Here is an 18,120-nt window from a genome sequence, read left to right as displayed (position 1 = left end):
TCAAAGACGGTTTGTCAATTCAACCAAATCTTATAGTTTCGTGTATTGAATGAAATCAAAAATTTATGGCAGAAGAATATTCAAATAAACTCTCGGATCAAAACGAAAGCAATTATGGTTTTCCTTTTGTGGAGGTGACGCCATTGGAAGATTCTTCTAGAAAAAAGGTATCCATTATCAAAGAGCCCAAAATCGAAAATACGCCTATGAAAGCTGAGGATAACCCGATTTCTCCAAAAGAATCCATAAAGCCTGCCCCTCTAATCAAGAAAAAGAGAAGCCAGTTACCATTACAGTTTTCTCTGGTAATGCTTATACTGATCATTCTTTCTGTTATGGCATATTTCTTGTATTTCTATCCTGAAACAAAGGAGGTTCAACCTATACAGGCAATTGTTCCGCAGAAAATTGAGCCTGAAAAAGTTGTTGTTGAAGAAAAGAAACCAGAGGTTTTGGTTGAATCCGGAATTGAAGAGCCCGAAGTTATTCAGGACAAGGAAGAAGAAGTGACTGGGAATGAGGATAATACCATAGAAAAAATTGAGGAACCTTCTCCAATACCTATAAAAAGCGGAAGTATCAATAAGGTTACTGGAAAAGCTGCTTTCCCAGAATATTATATAATAGCAAGCAGTACAATTTCAGAGAAAGTAGCCCTGGAGGAGGCACAAAAATTAATTGATAATAAAAATGAAGTTTGGGTGATTTATCCATACGGGGAAACCTCCAATTATCGTTTAGCTATAGGAAAATTTGCTTCTTTCAATGATGCCACTCAGGCTTTGGAAAAGTTAAAAGCAGATTTTGACGCATCAATCTGGATTTTGAAATATTAATATGATTCTAACTCAAATAAGTACGGAAGGTCAAATGATGGCCGACTCCCTTGCAGTAATGGATTCCGGTAGGCAAACCATTGGATTATTAGACCTGATGATCAAGGGTGGATATATGATGATTCCCTTGTATATTCTGTTTGTCATGGCGATTTTTATTTTTGTTGAAAAACTAATCACCTTAAGAAAAGCCTCCAAGTCTCCCAAACATCTGATGGACCAGATCAAATTACTGGTGCAGGGAGGAAAAATTGAACAGGCAAGATTGTTATGTCAGGGCGAAAATACCCCTGTTGCCAATATGCTTGCCAAAGGTTTGGAAAGAATCGGGAGTCCATTGAAAAATATTGAGGTTTCTATTGAGAATGTAGGGAAGATTGAAATCTACAAACTGGAAAAGAACCTTGGATTGTTGGCTACTGTATCAGGAGCAGCACCCATGATAGGATTTCTAGGAACTGTAGCAGGTATGATCAGAGCCTTTATCGGGGTGGCCCAGGAAGAAGGAATGGTTTCTCCCAAACTCCTTTCAACCGGTATTTACGAAGCCATGATTACAACAGCTACCGGTTTGGTGGTTGGAATTGTTGCCTATTTGGGATATAACTACCTTGTAACCCAGGTTTCCAAACTGGTACACAGTATGGAATATTCCTCCGTGGAATTTATTGATTTATTGCAAGACAAATAATATGGCACTTCAGTCCAAACATAAAGTAGACGCTGCATTCAGCATGTCGTCCATGACAGATATCATATTTCTGTTATTGATCTTCTTTATGCTTACTTCTTCTTTTATTACACCTTCAGGTCTGCCTGTTAATTTACCTTCAAGTGAGGCTTCAGACATCGTGATGCAGGAAATTACGGTTACTGTAACCAAAGACCTTAGGTTTTCCGTTAATGATAGGGTAATATCAAGAGAACAGATCAAAGAGGAATTGACAAAATTACTTCAGGATAAAAAAGGTCAGGTGGTATTGCATATTGACAAGGAAGTACCGGTTGAATATCTCGTAGAAATAGGAGGTATAGCAGCAGGTTTAGAAGCTAATGTTTCCATTGCCACAAAACCTTATAGATAACATGCAGTTTTGGGAATTAGACAGCCAAGAGGCCGAAAATAAAAGAAAGGCAATTATCATCACCATCATTGTGAATATTTTGGTGCTTTTGGCTATTTTTTTTATTGTGGTTTGGAAAGAGCAGGTTCCCCCCTTACCAAAATATGGAATGGAATTGAATCTTGGGTTTACAGATACGGGCAGTGGAAACAGACAGACTACAGCCCCTCCCTCTGAAACACAGACAAATAATACCCAGGCTCCCGCACCCGGAGAACAGTCCCCCAAACCGACAGAATCCGCAGTACCTGTCACACAACCCAAAACCGAGGCGGCCAAACCAAAAACGAATCCTGCCCAATCAACTTATGAAGCGCTTTCAAAAACTCCCAGCACGGTAAAAGCTAGCGAAAAACCTACTACAGCTGCCAAGGAGCCAAGTCCTGCCAAACAAGAAACTACGGCCGTTACGAAACCTGCTAATGCAGAATCAGAGAAGACAGCCACCAAGGTAGAAGAAAAACCTAAGATAGACCAGAGAGCGATATTTGGAGCAGGGGGAACATCCGGATCAGGATCCCAGCCGGCACAGGGTTCTGCACAAGGTTCCTCCACCAGTAAAGGAGATGAAGGTAAGCCTACTGGTACTGTAGACGGAAGAGCTATTATGGGATCCGGTTCAGGTGAGGGAGTTCCCGGACCATCTTCTGGATATAATCTGGAACTGGCAGGTTGGGATTTTGCCTCCAGACCTAATATCAGGGATAATGTTTCAACCCGAAACGGAAGAATTGTTTTTAAAATCACAGTTGATGATAATGGTAAGATTGTTCAGGCCATTCCTGAAACTTATAATGTGTCCAATGAGGTCTTGGCCTACTACCGGACAGTAGTCAATCAAATTAATTTCAGGAGACAGGGAGGGGCTGCTACGGCAGATTATTCCACAGGTAAAATCACTTTTATCATCAAAGTCGACTAATCCATGACTTACCAAGAGACATTGGACTACCTGTTCAATGCTTTGCCCATGTTTCAACGGATCGGTGCTGCTGCATTTAAAAAGGATCTTGGAAACACTTATGCTTTTTGTGCCCATTTGGATAACCCCCAGGATAAAATCAAAACTGTCCATGTGGCAGGGACCAATGGAAAGGGGAGTACTTCCCATGCCATTTGTTCTGTACTCATGGAAGCAGGATATAAGGTAGGTTTATATACATCCCCCCATCTTAAATCCTTTACAGAGCGGATTAAAATTAATGGGAAAGATATACCTGAACAGGATGTGGTGGATTTTGTCGAAAAAAACCTTGGTTTCATGGAAGATCTTCGCCCAAGTTTTTTTGAAATGACCGTAGCCATGGCATTTTGGTTTTTCGCAAAGGAAGAAGTGGATATTGCTGTGATTGAAGTGGGTATGGGAGGGAGGCTGGATAGTACCAATGTTATAGTTCCAGAGGTTTCGGTCATTACAAACATCGGTTTTGACCATGTACAGTTTTTGGGTGATACTTTGCCCAAGATTGCGGGGGAAAAAGCAGGTATTATCAAGCCGCATGTTCCAGTAGTAATAAGCACAAAACAAGAAGAAACAACAGCAGTATTTCTTGACAAGGCAGAAAAATCCCAATCTCCCATTTCATTTGCAGAGGAAAATTATCCTGTAAAAAACATCGGAAAATCAGAAACAGGTAAAAACCTTTACAAAATCCAAAACGGTAGTAAAATTTTATTCTATGAACTGGATTTATTGGGGAATTACCAGGCTAAGAACCTTCCTGGTATTTTGAATGCCATTCAGGTACTGAAAGAAAAAGGTTGGCAAATAAGCGAAGAAAATATTGCCAAGGGCTTGAGTAAAGTCCAGAAAAATACAGGCTTAAAGGGAAGATGGCAGATATTGGGAGAATCCCCTTGGGTAGTCTGTGATACAGGCCATAACGAAGACGGAATCAAGTATATTCTTGAACAAATCAGGGAATATCCATTCAATCAGTTATATATGGTTATAGGAATGGTAAATGACAAGGATGTTACCAAAATCCTTTCTATGTTACCCAATAAAGCCTATTATATTTTTTGTCAGGCGAATATTCCTAGGGCTATGGATGCCTTTGACTTAGAAAAAAGGGCGAAAGAATTTGAATTGGAGGGTGAGGTGATCCAAGATGTCAATGAAGCCCTTGAAACTGCCAAGAAAAAAGCAGATAAAGAAGATTTTATATTTGTAGGTGGCAGTACCTTTGTGGTTGCCGAAATTAATGAGCTGTAAAGATGAGCAGAAAGAAACTGCAAAGGTTTAAAGAGAACGAAGAAAATAGAAACGTAGTCCAGCCTGGGAAAGATGTCTTTGAAAAAATCAAAGGGCATTGGAACAAAGTTCAATTCGAAAATGTACATCCCATTGTAGTGGAACTTGCCTGTGGTAGAGGGGAATTCACGGTAGGATTGGCAAGAGAGTATCCTGAAAAAAATTTTATTGGAGTAGATATCAAAGGTGCCAGAATTTGGAAGGGAAGTACCATAGCCATACAAGAAGGACTTCAAAATGTGGCCTTTTTAAGAACCCAAATTCAAGTGTTGGATAAGTTTTTTGCCGAAGGTGAAATTGCTGAATTATGGATTACTTTTCCTGATCCCTTTCCCAGAGAAGGGGACGAAAAGAGAAGGTTAACCTCACCTAAATTCCTGGAAATGTACAAGCCTTTGATCCAAAAGGAGGGAGTTGTTCATTTTAAAACCGATAATACTGATCTTTTTAACTATACTTTGGATTTGCTTGACCAAAGAGAGGATACTGAAATTTTAATCAAAACCCATGATTTTTACCATTCTCCCTGGAAGGAGGAACACCATGGAATTAAGACAAAATATGAGAAAATTTTCAGTGATAAAGGGGAAAAAATCAAGTATCTGAAATTCCGGTTTATTAGTTGAAAGGCACAATAAGGTTCAATTACAAATTATCAATTAGCCAATTATCAATGGATTCTTCGATAAAGCCTTGGGTCAAAAATGAAGGGTTCATTTGATAATACTTTGACTTCATCAAAATAGTTACTTTTTGGATTGATTAAAATATTGCTTTGTTGATGTAAAACTGCACTTGGAACCTTTATCCCGATTATTTCCTGTTTTTGATAATATTCTTCTGCAATTTCTGCCAGAATTCTTGGTGCAGGATAATGGTACCAATTCGCAGGCAGTTTTTCTTTTTCAAGAACAAAAATTTTCTGATCCGGGATTTTAATGGTTAAAAGCTTCAGATCAGGCTGGAACATAGGCGGTATATTCACTACTATTTCAAGTAAGGAAAGGGCAGGAGATTCTGAACAATAGAGCACTGCCCTTCCTTTTTTATTCCATCTGCCTCCGGAAAGCGCAGCCCCGAATCCACTTAGGTCTTCTGCATATTTGGACCTGGTAAGGCGATAGACGAACATCAGCTATAGACATTGTATTCTATGCGGGTAAGTAAATCCCTGACTTTGGAAATGCCTTCAGGATAGCTAATTACCTGCATGGGTCTCAATCCACCTAATGCGGTGTTGGGAAGCTCCATCCATTTGAAAAAATCCTCCTTGCTTCCAAAAAGCTCTTCTCCATACAAAAATAAATCGGTCGCTTCCAATAATTTGATGGCCTCTTGCTTGGGAAGGGATTTATTTTCTTTGATCCTCCTGTACAAAGTAGGCTCTGAAGTGGAAAGAATGGAAGCTATCTGGGAAAGGCCTATTGAAAATGAGCTTTTGAAATTTTGAATGACCGCAGATGGAAGTCCTTTCTCGGCCACATAGTAATAATCCATTGGCTCATTTACCTCATTAGAAAAGTTTTCTTTTCCTAAAATGTCCTGGATGTCAAAGTAACTTCTCATTTGATAAATTATTTTATCAAATTTAATATATTTTTATTGAATTAAAAACTTTCATCCTCTTTTTTATCAAATCCTGGCCTGATAAAAAGATAAGCATCAGGGAATTCCGACTCCATCATATGTTTGATTTCAATTAATTTTTCTATCAATGGCATGATGCTGTCTTCCTCATTGTTGGACCAAAACAAGAGTCCTTTCCAGGCTTTAATGCTATTGTCTACGCATAGCAATGCGACTTTTGCAGTTCCGTTATAGCCTCTTTCTTCCACAGGATAATCATCCCAAAATGATTTATCGGCAAGATAATTGAATGCACTTCGGCATTTAACAGGAATCATAGTTTGGTACCATTGTACTGTTTCCAGTAAATTGATCACTTTACTGATTTCTTTGGATGGTGGTATTGGAAATTTTTCCTCTGAATACATGATATCAAAATAAGGAATAAAGACCGGGTCTTTTCTTTTTTTTCTCAACCATTCCATACTTTCTTTCATGTATGATTCAGATAAATCAGAAATGGGATGAATATCGATTTTGATTTCATTGATTTCCTGTTCGTGCATCACTTCTTCCTGCTCTTCTTCATCTATTTCATCAAAATCCATTTCAAATTCCTCTTCTGAATCACCGAGCATTTCCAAAGTTTCTGTCAGTTTTTCTCTTATTTTTTCCATTTTCTCCTCCTGGCTCAGGTCTGATTCCAAAATCGCCCTGTCCTCTTGTTCCTGTTGGTATAGTGTACATCTTGCCGTCATAGGGCATCGCTCGCACCATCGGTCACACCAATTGAATATGCCCGGGATATTGTTAGGGTTGGGAACGCTCATCTTTTTTTAAAAAAGTTTTACAATTTCGATTTATAGTAATTTTAATCCTTCCAAAGAAAGGGAGTTAAAATTTAAAAGATTAATCCTTAGTATGGATAATATTATCCGGATAACTTACATGGAAAGACTTTTAACTCATGAAATATTTTAAGATAAACCTATTTTACCAAAAAAAGGTGGGATTATTTTCTGGAAAACCTGAAAGGGGAGATGCTGATTTTACATTAGCAAATAGGAAATTAATCAAGTTTTTTTTCCATGACCACATCATCCATAACAAAGCCATTTCCAATGTCAATTACCTCTCGGTAAGCCTCATAAAATCCCAAATGTCCATAAAAGTCTATCGCAGACTGGTTGTATTTGTTGACATTTAAAAACAGGTACTTGTCTCCATTCGCTTTGGCTATTTGTTCTACCTGCCCGATCAGTTTCTTTCCGACTCCCTTTCCCTGGGTTTCCGGTAAAATGTATATTTTATGTATTTTGGTTTTCATACCTTCTTTGGAATGAACTTCATAAGAGCAAAATCCCAAGTACTTACCTTCTTCTTTCGCCAATAAAAAAACATGTTGCTTTTCTAAAACCTGACTTTCTAAAGCTTTAGGGCTATACATCCAATTCAGCATATACTCAATTTGATCCAAGGTCAGAATATTAGAAAAGGTCTTCGGCCAAGTTTGAAGCGCTATGCTTCTTACCTGAATCAGATCTTCAAGAGTTGCCTCTATTATTTCAATCATATGGAAATTTTTTTGATAAATGTAAGAAAAATACAATTGCTCAAAAGAGGTTTTTACCTAAACGCTTTCCTTTAACCTAAATGTTTTTGGTCCCTATTTGATTAGACTAAAAACAGAGAAAATCAAATCAGGTAATTATTAAAATAAATCAAAAATTAAACCCCGTTCAATTTTATTGACTTTTAGTCAATTAAAACAATTGAACTTAGTTTAATTGTTTTTGAATAATATTCAAAACTTTCATTTGGGAAGATTTTTCAATAAAGCCTTCAAAAAAATATAATCCCGGTCTGCAGGAATTGGAAAAAATTCCCATCTTATAATAAATATCAGGACAACCCAACTTAGTCAAATTTCCATGGACAAAAAGATCTTTAAAATTGTATTGTTTGCTTTGATTTTCTACATCCAGAACCATGGTCTATTGGCCCAGAAGCTTGATGTTGAATTAAACGGACAATTGGTTTTGTCTTCCCTAGGAGATTTTAAATTAGATAAACCGATTCCACTGTTTTCCTTCACTGTGAATGATGAAAAAAACCTTTCTGACAAATTCAAAATAAAGGAAGGTCAATGGCTTTGGGAAGATAGAATTGTCTTAAACATTGACAGTATCCAAGCCGGTCCTAATCAATGGACTGCCGTCTTAACCTTTAAAAATATTTCAAGAGATACCCTGATTTTAGAAAACCTTATTCCTTTTGGAGGATTACCGGATCAGTTTTTTATTACTGGATCAGGTAAACATACCCTTTCGAGGTCTCATCTTTTTCGTCCTAACTTCAAACCTGTAAATGTGATTCTTCCGGATAATGCCTGGGAACTGGGGTATGCAAGTGTTCAATCAGGGGAGATGGGTATTGCGGCATTGATGAGACGGAAATATTGGGGAGATGGGGCTATAAGAAGAAGATTCGAAACTATCCTTCCTCCAGGAGGAAATGTGACCTATAGATGCTACATGGATAATTTTTCAGGAGATTGGCAGGAAGGTTTAAGGACTGTTTTTCAAAAAAAATATCTTTATGATTTGGAGTCTTTTGATAACAGTTTGTATGAAAGAGAGGATTTGAAATGGATCAGAAAAGCCTATGCCATGCATCTTTTAATGGCTTGGGACAAGGATTTTTATCATGTTGACAATCAAGAATTCAAACTCTTAGAATTTCAAAAAAGAAATGAAAATTGGTTTGGAGGGGATGATGTGATCGGAATCTGGCCGACATGGCCAACTCTGGGACTGGATCAAAGAAACCAATGGGATATGTACCGGGATTTGCCGGGAGGGCTTGACCAATTGTCTCATATGTCTGATAGCCTGCGTTTAGGAGGAACCAAGTTTTTTATTGCCTATAATCCTTGGGATGAAAGTACCCGACTCGAAGGACATCTGGAGGGCATGCAGAAACTCATTGAAGGTACCAATGCAGATGGGGTTGTCTTGGATACAAAAGGCAGTTCAAGCAATGATTTGCAAGAGGCGGCAGATTCGGTCAAAGAGGGAGTTGTAATGTACAGTGAAGGTATGGCTGTACCCAAAGACATGCCCGGTATCGTATCGGGGAGGGTACACAATGCTCTTTACTATCCACCCTTGCTTAATTTGAATAAGATTATAAAGCCCGACTTTGCTATTTTCAGGGTTGCCGAATTGGCTTATGAACGGATACGAAGAGAATATGCGCTTTCCATGTTCAATGGATATGGTACAGAACTCAATATATTCCGCCCAGGAAGACCGGAATGGAAAGAGGAAGATTATAAGTTTTTTGGAAGGACCTTAAGAGTGCTCCGTGAAAACCATAGCAATTTTACCGCTTATGATTATACTCCTCTGATCAAAACCCTAGAAGAGGGGATTTTTGTCAATAAATGGCCGAAAGAGAATAAAGTCATTTACACTATTTTCAGTCTTAAACCGGAAGGTTTTTTGGGTAATCTTTTTGAGGTAAATCAACCTAAATATGATTGGCATTATATTGACTTATGGAATCATGAGGAAGTTCAGCTTTCTGAGAAGGAAGGGAGTTTTTATGTACCTGTAGACTTGGAATCCTTTCATCAAAAATGGTTAGGAACCAATAATGAAGGTGCGGTTAGTGCAATTGCATATTTACCTAATTTATTGGAGATTAAGTTGATTGAAAATAAGCTTTACATTAATAGTTTGACAAAAGGTGATGTCAGGGTTTGGGCAGGAAATCCTTCCTATGGCAAAGATTTTGTAAGTCTCTATCAAGATGAGGAGTTTCTGGATATTAGGGAAACCTTTAGGGATTTTGAGGGGAAGCTGGTTGTACAATTATTTGAAGGAGAAGAGTTATTGGATGAAAGAATCATAACAATGGATTTTGGAGATCCAAGGTTGATTTCGGTATCAGAAAAAACAGTTAAATTGGATAAAATACCTGAAGGGATGGTCAGGGTCCCGAAAGGCTCTTTTATCATGAAAGTAAGCCAGGGAGATCAGTTTATCCCTTATCCGGTGGAAAATTTCCCCAAGGAGTTAAAGTTTCAGGATTTTTATATGGATAAACATCCGGTTACCAACCAGGAGTTTAAAACTTTTTTGGAATCCACAGGATATAGTCCTAAGGATCCGCATAGGTTTTTAGCGCATTGGTTGGATGGTGACATTCCCAAAGGTAAGGAACTCCATCCTGTGGTGAATGTGAGTTATGAAGATGCCAAAGCCTATGCTTCTTGGGCAGGAAAGCGGCTGCCAACTGAAGCCGAGTGGCAATATGCCGCATCAGCCGGAGATGGAAGAGATTGGCCTTGGGATCCTGATTTAAAAGTAAGTAAAAGAAGAGAATTTGTGACCAATACCCTGACTGTGGAACACCTGGATGGTCTTGAAACCGATAAATGCAATATTGGAAATGGAATTTTGGATGCTGTGGGAAGTTATCCGAATGGCAGTAATCCGTGGGGACTGGAAGATTTGGTGGGATCTGTCTGGCAAATGACCAATGACCTATATGATAATGGGACTAACCAGATGATTTTATTAAAAGGTGGAAGTTACTTCAAGCCCTCTTCAAGTTGGTGGTATGTTCAGGGAGGTCCAAGGGAAATCCATTACAGACAAATGCTGCTTCGGGTTTCACCTGGGTTTGAACGAAATGAAACGGTAGGTTTTAGATGTGTTGCTGATATTTTCCAATAGACTAATTGGATTTAACAATTTATCTCTCAATCCAGATGTTAATGAAGATTCAAGAGAAAATAAAAAATCAAATATTCAACCAGGAGTTTGAATTTCAGGCAAGCAGAAGTTCAGGTCCAGGAGGCCAAAATGTCAATAAAGTAAATACCAAAGTTACTTTGCGTTTCAATGTTCCGAATTCCATTTTTTTGGAGGCGGAGGAAAAATCGATTTTGATGGAAAAACTGGGAAATAAATTGGATTCTGAGGGGAATCTGATTATCCAGAGTCAGGAAAAAAGATCCCAAATACAAAACAAAGAAATAACCATTCGGAAATTCTATGATTTACTATTGAAGGCATTCCAAAAAAAGAAAATCAGGAAAGTCACTAAACCCGGAAAGGCTGCTATTGAGGAAAGATTAAAGGAAAAAAAGAGGATTTCTGAAAAGAAAAAATACAGAGGAAAAGATTGGTAAATTGGTTTGAAAACTAGCTATTCCTCTACTAGCCAATTAAACTTGTGTTTATCATTATAGATGTTAATTGATATTTGATATTGATCGAAATAAGTTCGGAATCAACCCTTAATTTTTGTAGATTCCCCCGAAAGGTAAGTTTGCAGATTTCTGGATAAAATTAGACCAAAGTGGAAATTATATATGATTAATATCAGGAAAACAATTGATTTTCATTCGCTATTTTTATGTTTTTAATAGACAAATTCGCTAAAGCACAAAAAACCCGTGGTAAAAAAAATATTAAATATTGACACCCCATTTTTAAGGGAAGTTGGAGAGATATCCCATTTTACCGCACGGTTTTTTAAAGAAATTACCAAGCCTAAGCAGGAATACGAGGAGTTTATCAACCAATGTTTTTGGATTGGCTATAAGACATTGACTTTGGTTGGAATAACAGCATTTATTATGGGCTTGGTACTGACCATTCAGTCAAGGCCTACTCTAGTGGAATTTGGTGCAGAATCCCTTTTACCTTCTATGGTATCAGTATCTTTGATTAGAGAAATAGCTCCTGTGATTACTGCCCTGATCTGTGCTGGTAAAATCGGTTCAGGAATAGGGGCCGAATTGGGTTCCATGAGGGTAACTGAACAGATTGATGCCATGGAAGTTTCGGGGACCAATCCCTTTAAATACCTGGTTGTTACAAGAGTAATGGCTGCCACCTTGATGGTTCCGGTGCTTTCCAGTATTGCCAATGCTATTTCCTTATATGGTGGGTTTTTAGGAGTGAATATTCGGGGACATGTCAGCTGGCATTTGTATTGGTTTCAGGTTTTCGATGCCTTAAGTTTTGGAGATGTGGTTCCCTCCTTGATCAAAACTTTCTTTTTTGGTTTTGCCATTGGGGTTATAGGCTGCTATAAAGGGTATAATTCAAAGAAAGGAACAGAAGGTGTGGGCAGGTCAGCCACAACAGCGGTTATCGTTTCTTCTTTATTGATATTTATTATTGATTTGATTGCAGTTCAGATAACTGACCTGCTAGGATTAACTTAAATTATGGATACTGAAAGGCCTGATATTGAAGTAATTAATGTAAATAAATCTTTTGGTGAAAACCATGTCCTGAAAGATTTTTCTATGTCGGTTTCCAAAGGTGAAAACCTTGTGATTCTTGGAAAATCAGGTTCCGGAAAATCTGTTTTAATCAAATGCATCATTAACCTTATTCAACCTGATTCCGGCAAAATTGTAGTCTTGGGGCAGGATATCAGTGATCTGGATCAGGATGAAATTGATAAACTCAGATCGAGAATTGGTTTTCTGTTTCAGAGTAATGCACTTTATGATTCTATGACTGTTAGGGAAAACCTGGAGTTTCCTTTGAGGAGACATTGGACTAGGGAACAAAGACAAAAAGGGGCCGAGCCTGCAGTCAAAGAGGCATTGGAGGATGTGGGATTGGCCCATACTATTGACATGATGCCGGCTGAACTTTCAGGAGGTATGAGAAAGCGGATTGCACTTGCGAGATCCCTTATACTGAAGCCTGATCTGATTTTATATGATGAACCGACAACTGGCCTTGATCCGGCAACGGCCAGGGAAATCAGTGAATTGATGGTGAGTGTACAAGAAAAGTATAAAGCCACTTCTGTGATTATTTCCCATGACATGAATTGTATCAGGATAACCTCCAATAGGGTTATCATGCTGATAGATGGCAGATGTTACGCGAATGATACCTTTGAAAATCTTAAATTATCCAAAGATCCCAAAATCAGGGAGTTTTTTGACTGAACATGAAAGAGAAGAGAAAAATAGAAAATGCAAAATTAGGGATTCTGGTTTTATCCGGTACGCTTTTCCTCGTATTTACCCTATATATGATAGGTAAAAACCAAAATATATTCGGAGCTTCCTTTACCATTACGTCTGTAGTAGACAATGTCAATGGTTTGGTCCCTGGAAACAACGTACGTTTTAAAGGAATCGATGTTGGCACAGTAAAATCCATTGAAATCGCGAATGATTCCCTGATCTATATCCATATGTATGTGCATAAAAAAATGCAGCCATTTATTAAAAAGAATGCGATGACTTCTATCAATACAGATGGATTGATGGGAAATAAAATCATTCAAATAATTCCTCAACAAGGTGAATCAGAACCGGTAGAAGAAGGAGATATCATATATGCCTTGACTCCATTGGATACTGATGCGATGCTAAAACGACTGGAGGGTACAGGTGAGTACCTTGAAATCACCTTTCTGAATTTGTCAGAAATTGCGGAAAAACTCAATAAAAGTGAAAATTTGTGGAATTTCCTAAATGATCCTGAACTCACAGATGAAATCAAAAGTACCATAAAAGAGCTAAGAAGGGCAGGATCAAATGCCTCTCAGATGGCTGCTGCCGGAAAGGAAATGATTCAAACATTTGAGCAGGGTGATGGTATTATGAAAAGGGCTTTCACGGACTCTCTCATGGCTGATAATATTGCATCTGCATTGGAAAAGATTGTGGCCATAAGTCAGGAAATGTCAGTTGTGGCCGAAGATGTTAAAAAAATCGTGGAAGATATTGAGGCAGGAGAAGGAACTGCAGGTCTAATCCTGACTGATTCATTGATGCGCGAAAGCTTGATGAACACCATGATGAATATTGAGGCAGGGACGGCCAATTTTAACCAAAATATGGAAGCACTGAAAAGCAGCTTTTTACTCCGGAAATACTTCCGAAAGTTGGAAGAAGAGAAAATGTATGAGGAGCAGGAAAAACGAAAAGCATCCAAGAAAAACTAAATTCCAGGATGCTTAAGAAGTAAGTTATAGACTTGCTTTAAATATTGCACTTTTACTTCAGTTCATACTCCCATAACCGGAATCCCCCGTCGATGGCCATATGGTTATTTCCCAACCTGCATCCATCTGGGATCTGGGTCAAATATTTGGAGTTACCTCCTCCTAACACCACATCATCAGGAAGAAACGCATCCTTAAACCGGTTTACTACTGTCAGGACATGCTTTTGCCATTTTTCCTGACCCATTCTTTCAAGTCCTCTCAGGCCTAAATAATCTTCAAAGGTTCCTTTCTTGTATGTCAAATGGGCCAGTTCCATGGGCACGATTTTTCCATCGACAATAATAGCAGAACCCATACCGGTTCCTAAACCCAAAAAAAGCAAAACCCCTTCCTGATAAGATCCCAAAGCCTGCATTGCAGCATCATTGATAATTCTGACAGGTTTGCCAAAGGCAGCTTCAAAATCAAATCCAACCCACCCATCACCCAGGTTTTTAGGTTCAGTCATGATTTTTCCTTTTTTGATGATTCCGGGATAACCTATGGAAATTGCTTCATATTCCCAATCCTTTGTGTATTCGATTACTTCCGACACCATTCTTTCGGGTGTCATAAAAGACCCGGATGGTATCTTTCTTCTTTCGTCAGCATTATTGGCTTTTACTTTTACATTGGTGCCACCAATGTCAATTACAAGTAACTTCAAAATGGTCTGGATTAAATTTGAGGCAATTTATAAAATTGCTCAGGTTTTTAAAATGTAACTTTCCTTTTTTGAGGTAATCCCCTAATGTAATTTATTTCTCTTCATAAGAAATTCAAGAACATCATGATGAATAAAAATATAACCAATATAATGATGATGACAGATAAAACCGTCGCAACTGAATAACGCATTTCCGGAAAATAGTCCTTCAATGTCGACATGCTTTTGATATGTTGAAAGGTGGAAAGGAAGAGCATAAAAAAGGCTGTTACAATCAGGAAAAAACCCAAATCATTGCCATTGATCAATTTGAAAAAGGGAGTTTTACCAGATTCAATCCTATTATGGTAATATTCAATAGAACCGATTCCAATAGCAATTAAGGTGAGCGAAGACCTGATCCAGGCCAGCTGAAGTCTTTCAAAAGCAGTTCTGGTTCTCTCTTTTTGGATTAATTTTTTCCCTTTTTTTTCTCCTTCCTTTTCCTCTTGGTTGAGTTTTGAAAGATTTGTTGATTCAGTGTTTTCCATAAGAATATCCAAAAACTTTTTCAATCATTAAGCTACATGATTTATATCATAATATTAGTGAAAAAGATTGCCTAATATTCATCTATAATCCAAAAAAATATCTTGACTCTAAATGCCTGTTACATTTTCCAGAGAAATGCTTTCAAGGTTAGTTATAACGGATGATTGAATCATTCGGAGAGTGTACATTAGCCCATCAGGGCTGTTTAAATGGGGTTGAAGAATTTAAAACGGATCTTTTTAAAAAAATAGTAAGGTGAATTATTTCAGGTTTGAAAAATGGAAAAACTTAGATTACAGGAAGACAAAGAAAAGAAGCTCCCTTGGAAAAAATGGGGTCCTTATCTTAGCGAACGTCAATGGGGCACTGTCCGGGAAGACTATAGCCCCAATGGGGACGCATGGAATTTTTTCACCCATGATCATGCCCGTTCTAGGGCATATAGATGGGGGGAAGATGGCATTGCGGGTATATCTGATCAGAATCAACTCCTTTGTTTTGCACTTTCCATGTGGAATGGAAAAGATCCGATTTTGAAAGAAAGGATGTTTGGATTGACCAATAGCCAGGGCAATCATGGAGAGGATGTTAAGGAGTATTATTTTTACTTGGATAATACACCCACCCATTCCTACATGAAATATTTATACAAGTATCCTCAGAAAGCCTATCCCTATGATGAATTACTATGGATCAACAGCCAGTTATCCAGGGAACAAATGGAATATGAACTTCTTGAAACAGGGATATTTAAAGACAATAGGTATTTTGATGTTTTCATAGAATATGCCAAAAATGGGTCTGAGGATATATTAATCAAAATCAGTGCTGCCAATAGGGGACCTGAAAGGGCAGAAATCCATCTTCTACCCACCTTATGGTTCCGGAATGATTGGTCTGAATGGATTGCTCCGACCAATAGGGCAGCTGAAAAACCAAAAATTTCAAAATTAAAATCACCTAAGGGAACTGCTGCTGTTCTGGCAAAACATAAAGAACTTGGGGAATTTGTCTTAACCTGCGAAGGAGAAGTCCCTTTACTTTTCACCGAAAATGAAACTAATCATGAGCGTCTTTTTCCAGGTGCTGAGAATGAGAGTCTGTATGTCAAAGACGGCATCAACGATTATATTGTTTATGGTTTGATGGGAACTATCAATCCTAAAAATCAAGGCACTAAGTCTTCAGCCCATTATAAAATGATGGTAGCTGCAGGTGAAACTGCCGTAGTGCAGCTCCGCTTGAAAAAGAAATCAAAGGAAGAAGACGAAGAGCCATTCGGGGAAAAATTTGAAAAAATTTTCAAGGATAGGATCCGTGAAGCTGATGAATTCTATGCATCTGTGATTCCGCCAGGAGTCAATAAAGACAGGGCCAATGTAATGCGACAAGCCCTTGCCGGCATGCTTTGGGGAAAACAGTTCTTCTTTTTTGACGGTGACAATTGGTTAGATGAGCATAATTCCAATCCTCTGCATTCAGGTTATAATAAAAAAAGAAATTCGGATTGGTACCACATGTTAAATAAGGATATTATCTCCATGCCTGATAAGTGGGAGTATCCATGGTATGCCGCCTGGGACCTGGCCTTTCATGCGATTCCTTTATCCATTGTTGATCCTGAGTTTGCCAAAGAACAAATGCAACTCATGTTGAAAGGTTTATATCTACATCCCAATGGACAAATGCCTGCCTATGAATGGAATTTCAGTGATGTTAATCCACCTGTTCATGCTTGGGCCACGCTATTTTTACATAAAATGGAAATAGCACTTTCAGGGGAATCTGATGTAGATTTCGTGAAAAGCACTTTTAATAAACTCCTCCTAAATTTTACCTGGTGGGTCAACCAAAAAGACAGATATGGAAAGAACGTGTTTGAAGGCGGATTCTTGGGACTGGACAATATTGGAATTTTTGACCGAAGTGCTCCTTTACCTACAGGTGGACATCTTGAACAGGCCGATGGGACAGCCTGGATGGCCCTATATAGTCAGAATATGTTGGAACTTGCATCAGAAATCGTGATGCGGGATAAGTCTTACGAGGAGATGGTCTACAAATTTGTTCAACACTTTCTTTTCATCGCGGCAGGAATTAATAAAAAAGGGTCTGATGGCATGTGGGATGAAGAAGATGGTTTCTATTACGATTTATTAAGGCTGCCGGATGGGAGAGCCACTCGATTAAAGGTAAGGTCATTGGTAGGATTACTGCCATTATGTGCCACTAGCATCATAGAAAAAGAACAACGGGATAAAATTCCCGGTGAAATGGAACTTATCCGCCAAAAAATCCGCAGAATGCCTGAATTGTTGGAATCCATACATCCCACCGGTGAAGGCAATTATGGTATCAAAGAAAGGGGAATTCTGGCTTTGGTAGATCAAAACAAACTCAAAAGGATCTTGGAAAAAATGCTGGATGAAAATGAATTTTTAAGTCCTCATGGAATCAGATCCCTTTCCAAATACCATGAGAAAAATCCCTATGTCATGCATGTAGGTGGTCGGGAATTCCGGGTTGATTACCTTCCTGCGGAATCCAATACAGGAATGTTTGGCGGCAACTCCAATTGGAGAGGTCCGGTCTGGATGCCTACTAACTTGATGATTATCAGGGCACTCCAACAGTTTTATCTATATTATGGTGATAATTTTAAAGTGGAATGTCCGACAGGATCAGGAAATTTCATGAATCTTTTTGAAGTAAGTAAAGATTTAAGTGAAAGACTGGTCAGTATTTTCACAAAAGATGAAAAAGGGAGGAGGCCAATTTATGGAGGAACTGAAAAATTTCAAACTGATCCCTATTGGGAAGATTTAATCCTCTTTTATGAATATTTCCATGGAGACAATGGAGCTGGATTGGGAGCTAGCCATCAAACAGGTTGGACCGGGCTGATTGCAAAAGCAATTCAATTTTACAGTAGGATAGATGCCAAAACTTTCCTTGAAACAGGAACGCATTCCGTTTATCATAAGTTGAAAGATTGACCATAGAAGATCAAAAAAAATGGTTTGATTTCTGGTAATGCTTGGTAATAAACAACCTGAACAAAATCATAATTTGATAAAAAAATAAAGCCGGTGTTAACCGGCTTAT

Annotated in this window: 18 protein-coding genes; 12 read left to right on the top strand and 6 right to left on the bottom strand. The window is 38.3% G+C overall.

From position 1 onward, the window contains the following. Positions 1 to 65 precede the first annotated feature (65 nt). Genes ACFSKV_RS06870 through trmB form a run of 6 tightly spaced genes read left to right on the top strand, consistent with a single transcriptional unit; the run spans position 66 to position 4,840 of the window. A complete protein-coding gene (locus ACFSKV_RS06870) occupies positions 66 to 836 on the top strand; it encodes an SPOR domain-containing protein (protein ID WP_380801200.1) in 771 nt (256 codons plus the stop codon). Between the two features lies 1 nt (position 837). Further along, a complete protein-coding gene (locus ACFSKV_RS06865) occupies positions 838 to 1,527 on the top strand; it encodes a MotA/TolQ/ExbB proton channel family protein (protein WP_380801199.1) in 690 nt (229 codons plus the stop codon). A 1-nt stretch (position 1,528) separates the two neighbouring features. Then, positions 1,529 to 1,921, top strand: coding sequence for an ExbD/TolR family protein (locus ACFSKV_RS06860; protein ID WP_380801198.1), 393 nt, complete (start codon positions 1,529 to 1,531; stop codon positions 1,919 to 1,921). A gap of 1 nt (position 1,922) precedes the next feature. Then, a complete protein-coding gene (locus ACFSKV_RS06855; RefSeq protein WP_380801197.1) occupies positions 1,923 to 2,882 on the top strand; it encodes an energy transducer TonB in 960 nt (319 codons plus the stop codon). Positions 2,883 to 2,885: 3 nt separating this feature from the next. After that, the gene (locus tag ACFSKV_RS06850) at positions 2,886 to 4,175 is read left to right on the top strand and encodes a bifunctional folylpolyglutamate synthase/dihydrofolate synthase (RefSeq protein ID WP_380801195.1); all 1,290 of its coding nucleotides are present in this window, start codon (positions 2,886 to 2,888) and stop codon (positions 4,173 to 4,175) included. 2 nt (positions 4,176 to 4,177) lie between these two features. Beyond that, complete coding sequence (trmB, locus tag ACFSKV_RS06845; protein WP_380801194.1) at positions 4,178 to 4,840, top strand: tRNA (guanosine(46)-N7)-methyltransferase TrmB; 663 nt, start codon at positions 4,178 to 4,180, stop codon at positions 4,838 to 4,840. Positions 4,841 to 4,884: 44 nt separating this feature from the next. Here the strand turns inward: trmB and ACFSKV_RS06840 are convergent, their stop codons facing one another. From ACFSKV_RS06840 to ACFSKV_RS06825, 4 genes are all read right to left on the bottom strand, one after another. Further along, complete coding sequence (locus ACFSKV_RS06840) at positions 4,885 to 5,346, bottom strand: RES family NAD+ phosphorylase (RefSeq protein ID WP_380801193.1); 462 nt, start codon at positions 5,344 to 5,346, stop codon at positions 4,885 to 4,887. Next, entirely contained in the window at positions 5,346 to 5,780 is a 435-nt protein-coding gene (parS, locus tag ACFSKV_RS06835) for a type II RES/Xre toxin-antitoxin system antitoxin (RefSeq protein WP_380801192.1), read from the bottom strand. The genes ACFSKV_RS06840 and parS overlap by 1 nt, the downstream gene beginning before the upstream one ends. 41 nt (positions 5,781 to 5,821) lie before the next feature. Further along, positions 5,822 to 6,610: a hypothetical protein gene (locus ACFSKV_RS06830; protein WP_380801191.1), complete on the bottom strand. Its 789-nt coding sequence runs from the start codon at positions 6,608 to 6,610 to the stop codon at positions 5,822 to 5,824. 239 nt (positions 6,611 to 6,849) lie between these two features. Beyond that, on the bottom strand, positions 6,850 to 7,353 hold the full coding sequence (locus ACFSKV_RS06825) for a GNAT family N-acetyltransferase (protein WP_380801190.1): 504 nt from the start codon (positions 7,351 to 7,353) through the stop codon (positions 6,850 to 6,852). Positions 7,354 to 7,711: 358 nt separating this feature from the next. Between ACFSKV_RS06825 and ACFSKV_RS06820 the strand changes: the two genes are divergently transcribed. The 5 genes from ACFSKV_RS06820 (at position 7,712) to ACFSKV_RS06800 (ending at position 13,775) form a co-directional block, all read left to right on the top strand. Next, entirely contained in the window at positions 7,712 to 10,522 is a 2,811-nt protein-coding gene (locus ACFSKV_RS06820; RefSeq protein ID WP_380801189.1) for a formylglycine-generating enzyme family protein, read from the top strand. A gap of 41 nt (positions 10,523 to 10,563) precedes the next feature. Further along, positions 10,564 to 10,980 carry an alternative ribosome rescue aminoacyl-tRNA hydrolase ArfB gene (gene arfB, locus ACFSKV_RS06815; protein ID WP_380801188.1) on the top strand — a complete coding sequence of 139 codons (417 nt, stop codon included), beginning with the start codon at positions 10,564 to 10,566 and terminating at the stop codon, positions 10,978 to 10,980. A gap of 267 nt (positions 10,981 to 11,247) precedes the next feature. Next, the gene (locus tag ACFSKV_RS06810) at positions 11,248 to 12,024 is read left to right on the top strand and encodes an MlaE family ABC transporter permease (RefSeq protein WP_380801187.1); all 777 of its coding nucleotides are present in this window, start codon (positions 11,248 to 11,250) and stop codon (positions 12,022 to 12,024) included. Between the two features lie 3 nt (positions 12,025 to 12,027). Beyond that, positions 12,028 to 12,768 (top strand): ABC transporter ATP-binding protein, encoded by a 741-nt coding sequence (locus ACFSKV_RS06805; protein WP_380801186.1) that lies wholly within the window; start codon positions 12,028 to 12,030, stop codon positions 12,766 to 12,768. A 2-nt stretch (positions 12,769 to 12,770) separates the two neighbouring features. Then, positions 12,771 to 13,775, top strand: a complete 1,005-nt coding sequence (locus ACFSKV_RS06800) for an MlaD family protein (RefSeq protein ID WP_380801185.1) — start codon at positions 12,771 to 12,773, stop codon at positions 13,773 to 13,775. Between the two features lie 52 nt (positions 13,776 to 13,827). Here the strand turns inward: ACFSKV_RS06800 and ACFSKV_RS06795 are convergent, their stop codons facing one another. Beyond that, positions 13,828 to 14,484 (bottom strand): ROK family protein, encoded by a 657-nt coding sequence (locus ACFSKV_RS06795; protein WP_380801184.1) that lies wholly within the window; start codon positions 14,482 to 14,484, stop codon positions 13,828 to 13,830. Between the two features lie 101 nt (positions 14,485 to 14,585). Then, positions 14,586 to 15,014 carry a DUF202 domain-containing protein gene (locus ACFSKV_RS06790; RefSeq protein ID WP_380801183.1) on the bottom strand — a complete coding sequence of 143 codons (429 nt, stop codon included), beginning with the start codon at positions 15,012 to 15,014 and terminating at the stop codon, positions 14,586 to 14,588. 279 nt (positions 15,015 to 15,293) lie between these two features. On the opposite strand from ACFSKV_RS06790, the gene ACFSKV_RS06785 reads away from it, so the two are divergent. Further along, positions 15,294 to 18,011: an MGH1-like glycoside hydrolase domain-containing protein gene (locus ACFSKV_RS06785; RefSeq protein ID WP_380801182.1), complete on the top strand. Its 2,718-nt coding sequence runs from the start codon at positions 15,294 to 15,296 to the stop codon at positions 18,009 to 18,011. The last annotated feature ends 109 nt before the right edge of the window (positions 18,012 to 18,120 follow it).

This window comes from Shivajiella indica, from assembly GCF_042683085.1.
Lineage (GTDB): Bacteria > Bacteroidota > Bacteroidia > Cytophagales > Cyclobacteriaceae > Shivajiella > Shivajiella indica.
Note: the sequence above shows the minus strand (reverse complement) of the source record. Positions and strands in the feature narration are given on the sequence as shown.

Excerpts from the sequence above, each read along its gene's own strand:
- ACFSKV_RS06870 (WP_380801200.1), top strand. The coding sequence starts at position 66 with ATGGCAGAAGAATATTCAAATAAACTCTCGGATCAAAACGAAAGCAAT.
- ACFSKV_RS06865 (WP_380801199.1), top strand. The coding sequence starts at position 838 with ATGATTCTAACTCAAATAAGTACGGAAGGTCAAATGATGGCCGACTCC.
- ACFSKV_RS06860 (WP_380801198.1), top strand. The coding sequence starts at position 1,529 with ATGGCACTTCAGTCCAAACATAAAGTAGACGCTGCATTCAGCATGTCG.
- ACFSKV_RS06855 (WP_380801197.1), top strand. The coding sequence starts at position 1,923 with ATGCAGTTTTGGGAATTAGACAGCCAAGAGGCCGAAAATAAAAGAAAG.
- ACFSKV_RS06850 (WP_380801195.1), top strand. The coding sequence starts at position 2,886 with ATGACTTACCAAGAGACATTGGACTACCTGTTCAATGCTTTGCCCATG.
- trmB (WP_380801194.1), top strand. The coding sequence starts at position 4,178 with ATGAGCAGAAAGAAACTGCAAAGGTTTAAAGAGAACGAAGAAAATAGA.
- ACFSKV_RS06840 (WP_380801193.1), bottom strand. The coding sequence starts at position 5,346 with ATGTTCGTCTATCGCCTTACCAGGTCCAAATATGCAGAAGACCTAAGT.
- parS (WP_380801192.1), bottom strand. The coding sequence starts at position 5,780 with ATGAGAAGTTACTTTGACATCCAGGACATTTTAGGAAAAGAAAACTTT.
- ACFSKV_RS06830 (WP_380801191.1), bottom strand. The coding sequence starts at position 6,610 with ATGAGCGTTCCCAACCCTAACAATATCCCGGGCATATTCAATTGGTGT.
- ACFSKV_RS06825 (WP_380801190.1), bottom strand. The coding sequence starts at position 7,353 with ATGATTGAAATAATAGAGGCAACTCTTGAAGATCTGATTCAGGTAAGA.
- ACFSKV_RS06820 (WP_380801189.1), top strand. The coding sequence starts at position 7,712 with ATGGACAAAAAGATCTTTAAAATTGTATTGTTTGCTTTGATTTTCTAC.
- arfB (WP_380801188.1), top strand. The coding sequence starts at position 10,564 with ATGAAGATTCAAGAGAAAATAAAAAATCAAATATTCAACCAGGAGTTT.
- ACFSKV_RS06805 (WP_380801186.1), top strand. The coding sequence starts at position 12,028 with ATGGATACTGAAAGGCCTGATATTGAAGTAATTAATGTAAATAAATCT.
- ACFSKV_RS06800 (WP_380801185.1), top strand. The coding sequence starts at position 12,771 with ATGAAAGAGAAGAGAAAAATAGAAAATGCAAAATTAGGGATTCTGGTT.
- ACFSKV_RS06790 (WP_380801183.1), bottom strand. The coding sequence starts at position 15,014 with ATGGAAAACACTGAATCAACAAATCTTTCAAAACTCAACCAAGAGGAA.
- ACFSKV_RS06785 (WP_380801182.1), top strand. The coding sequence starts at position 15,294 with ATGGAAAAACTTAGATTACAGGAAGACAAAGAAAAGAAGCTCCCTTGG.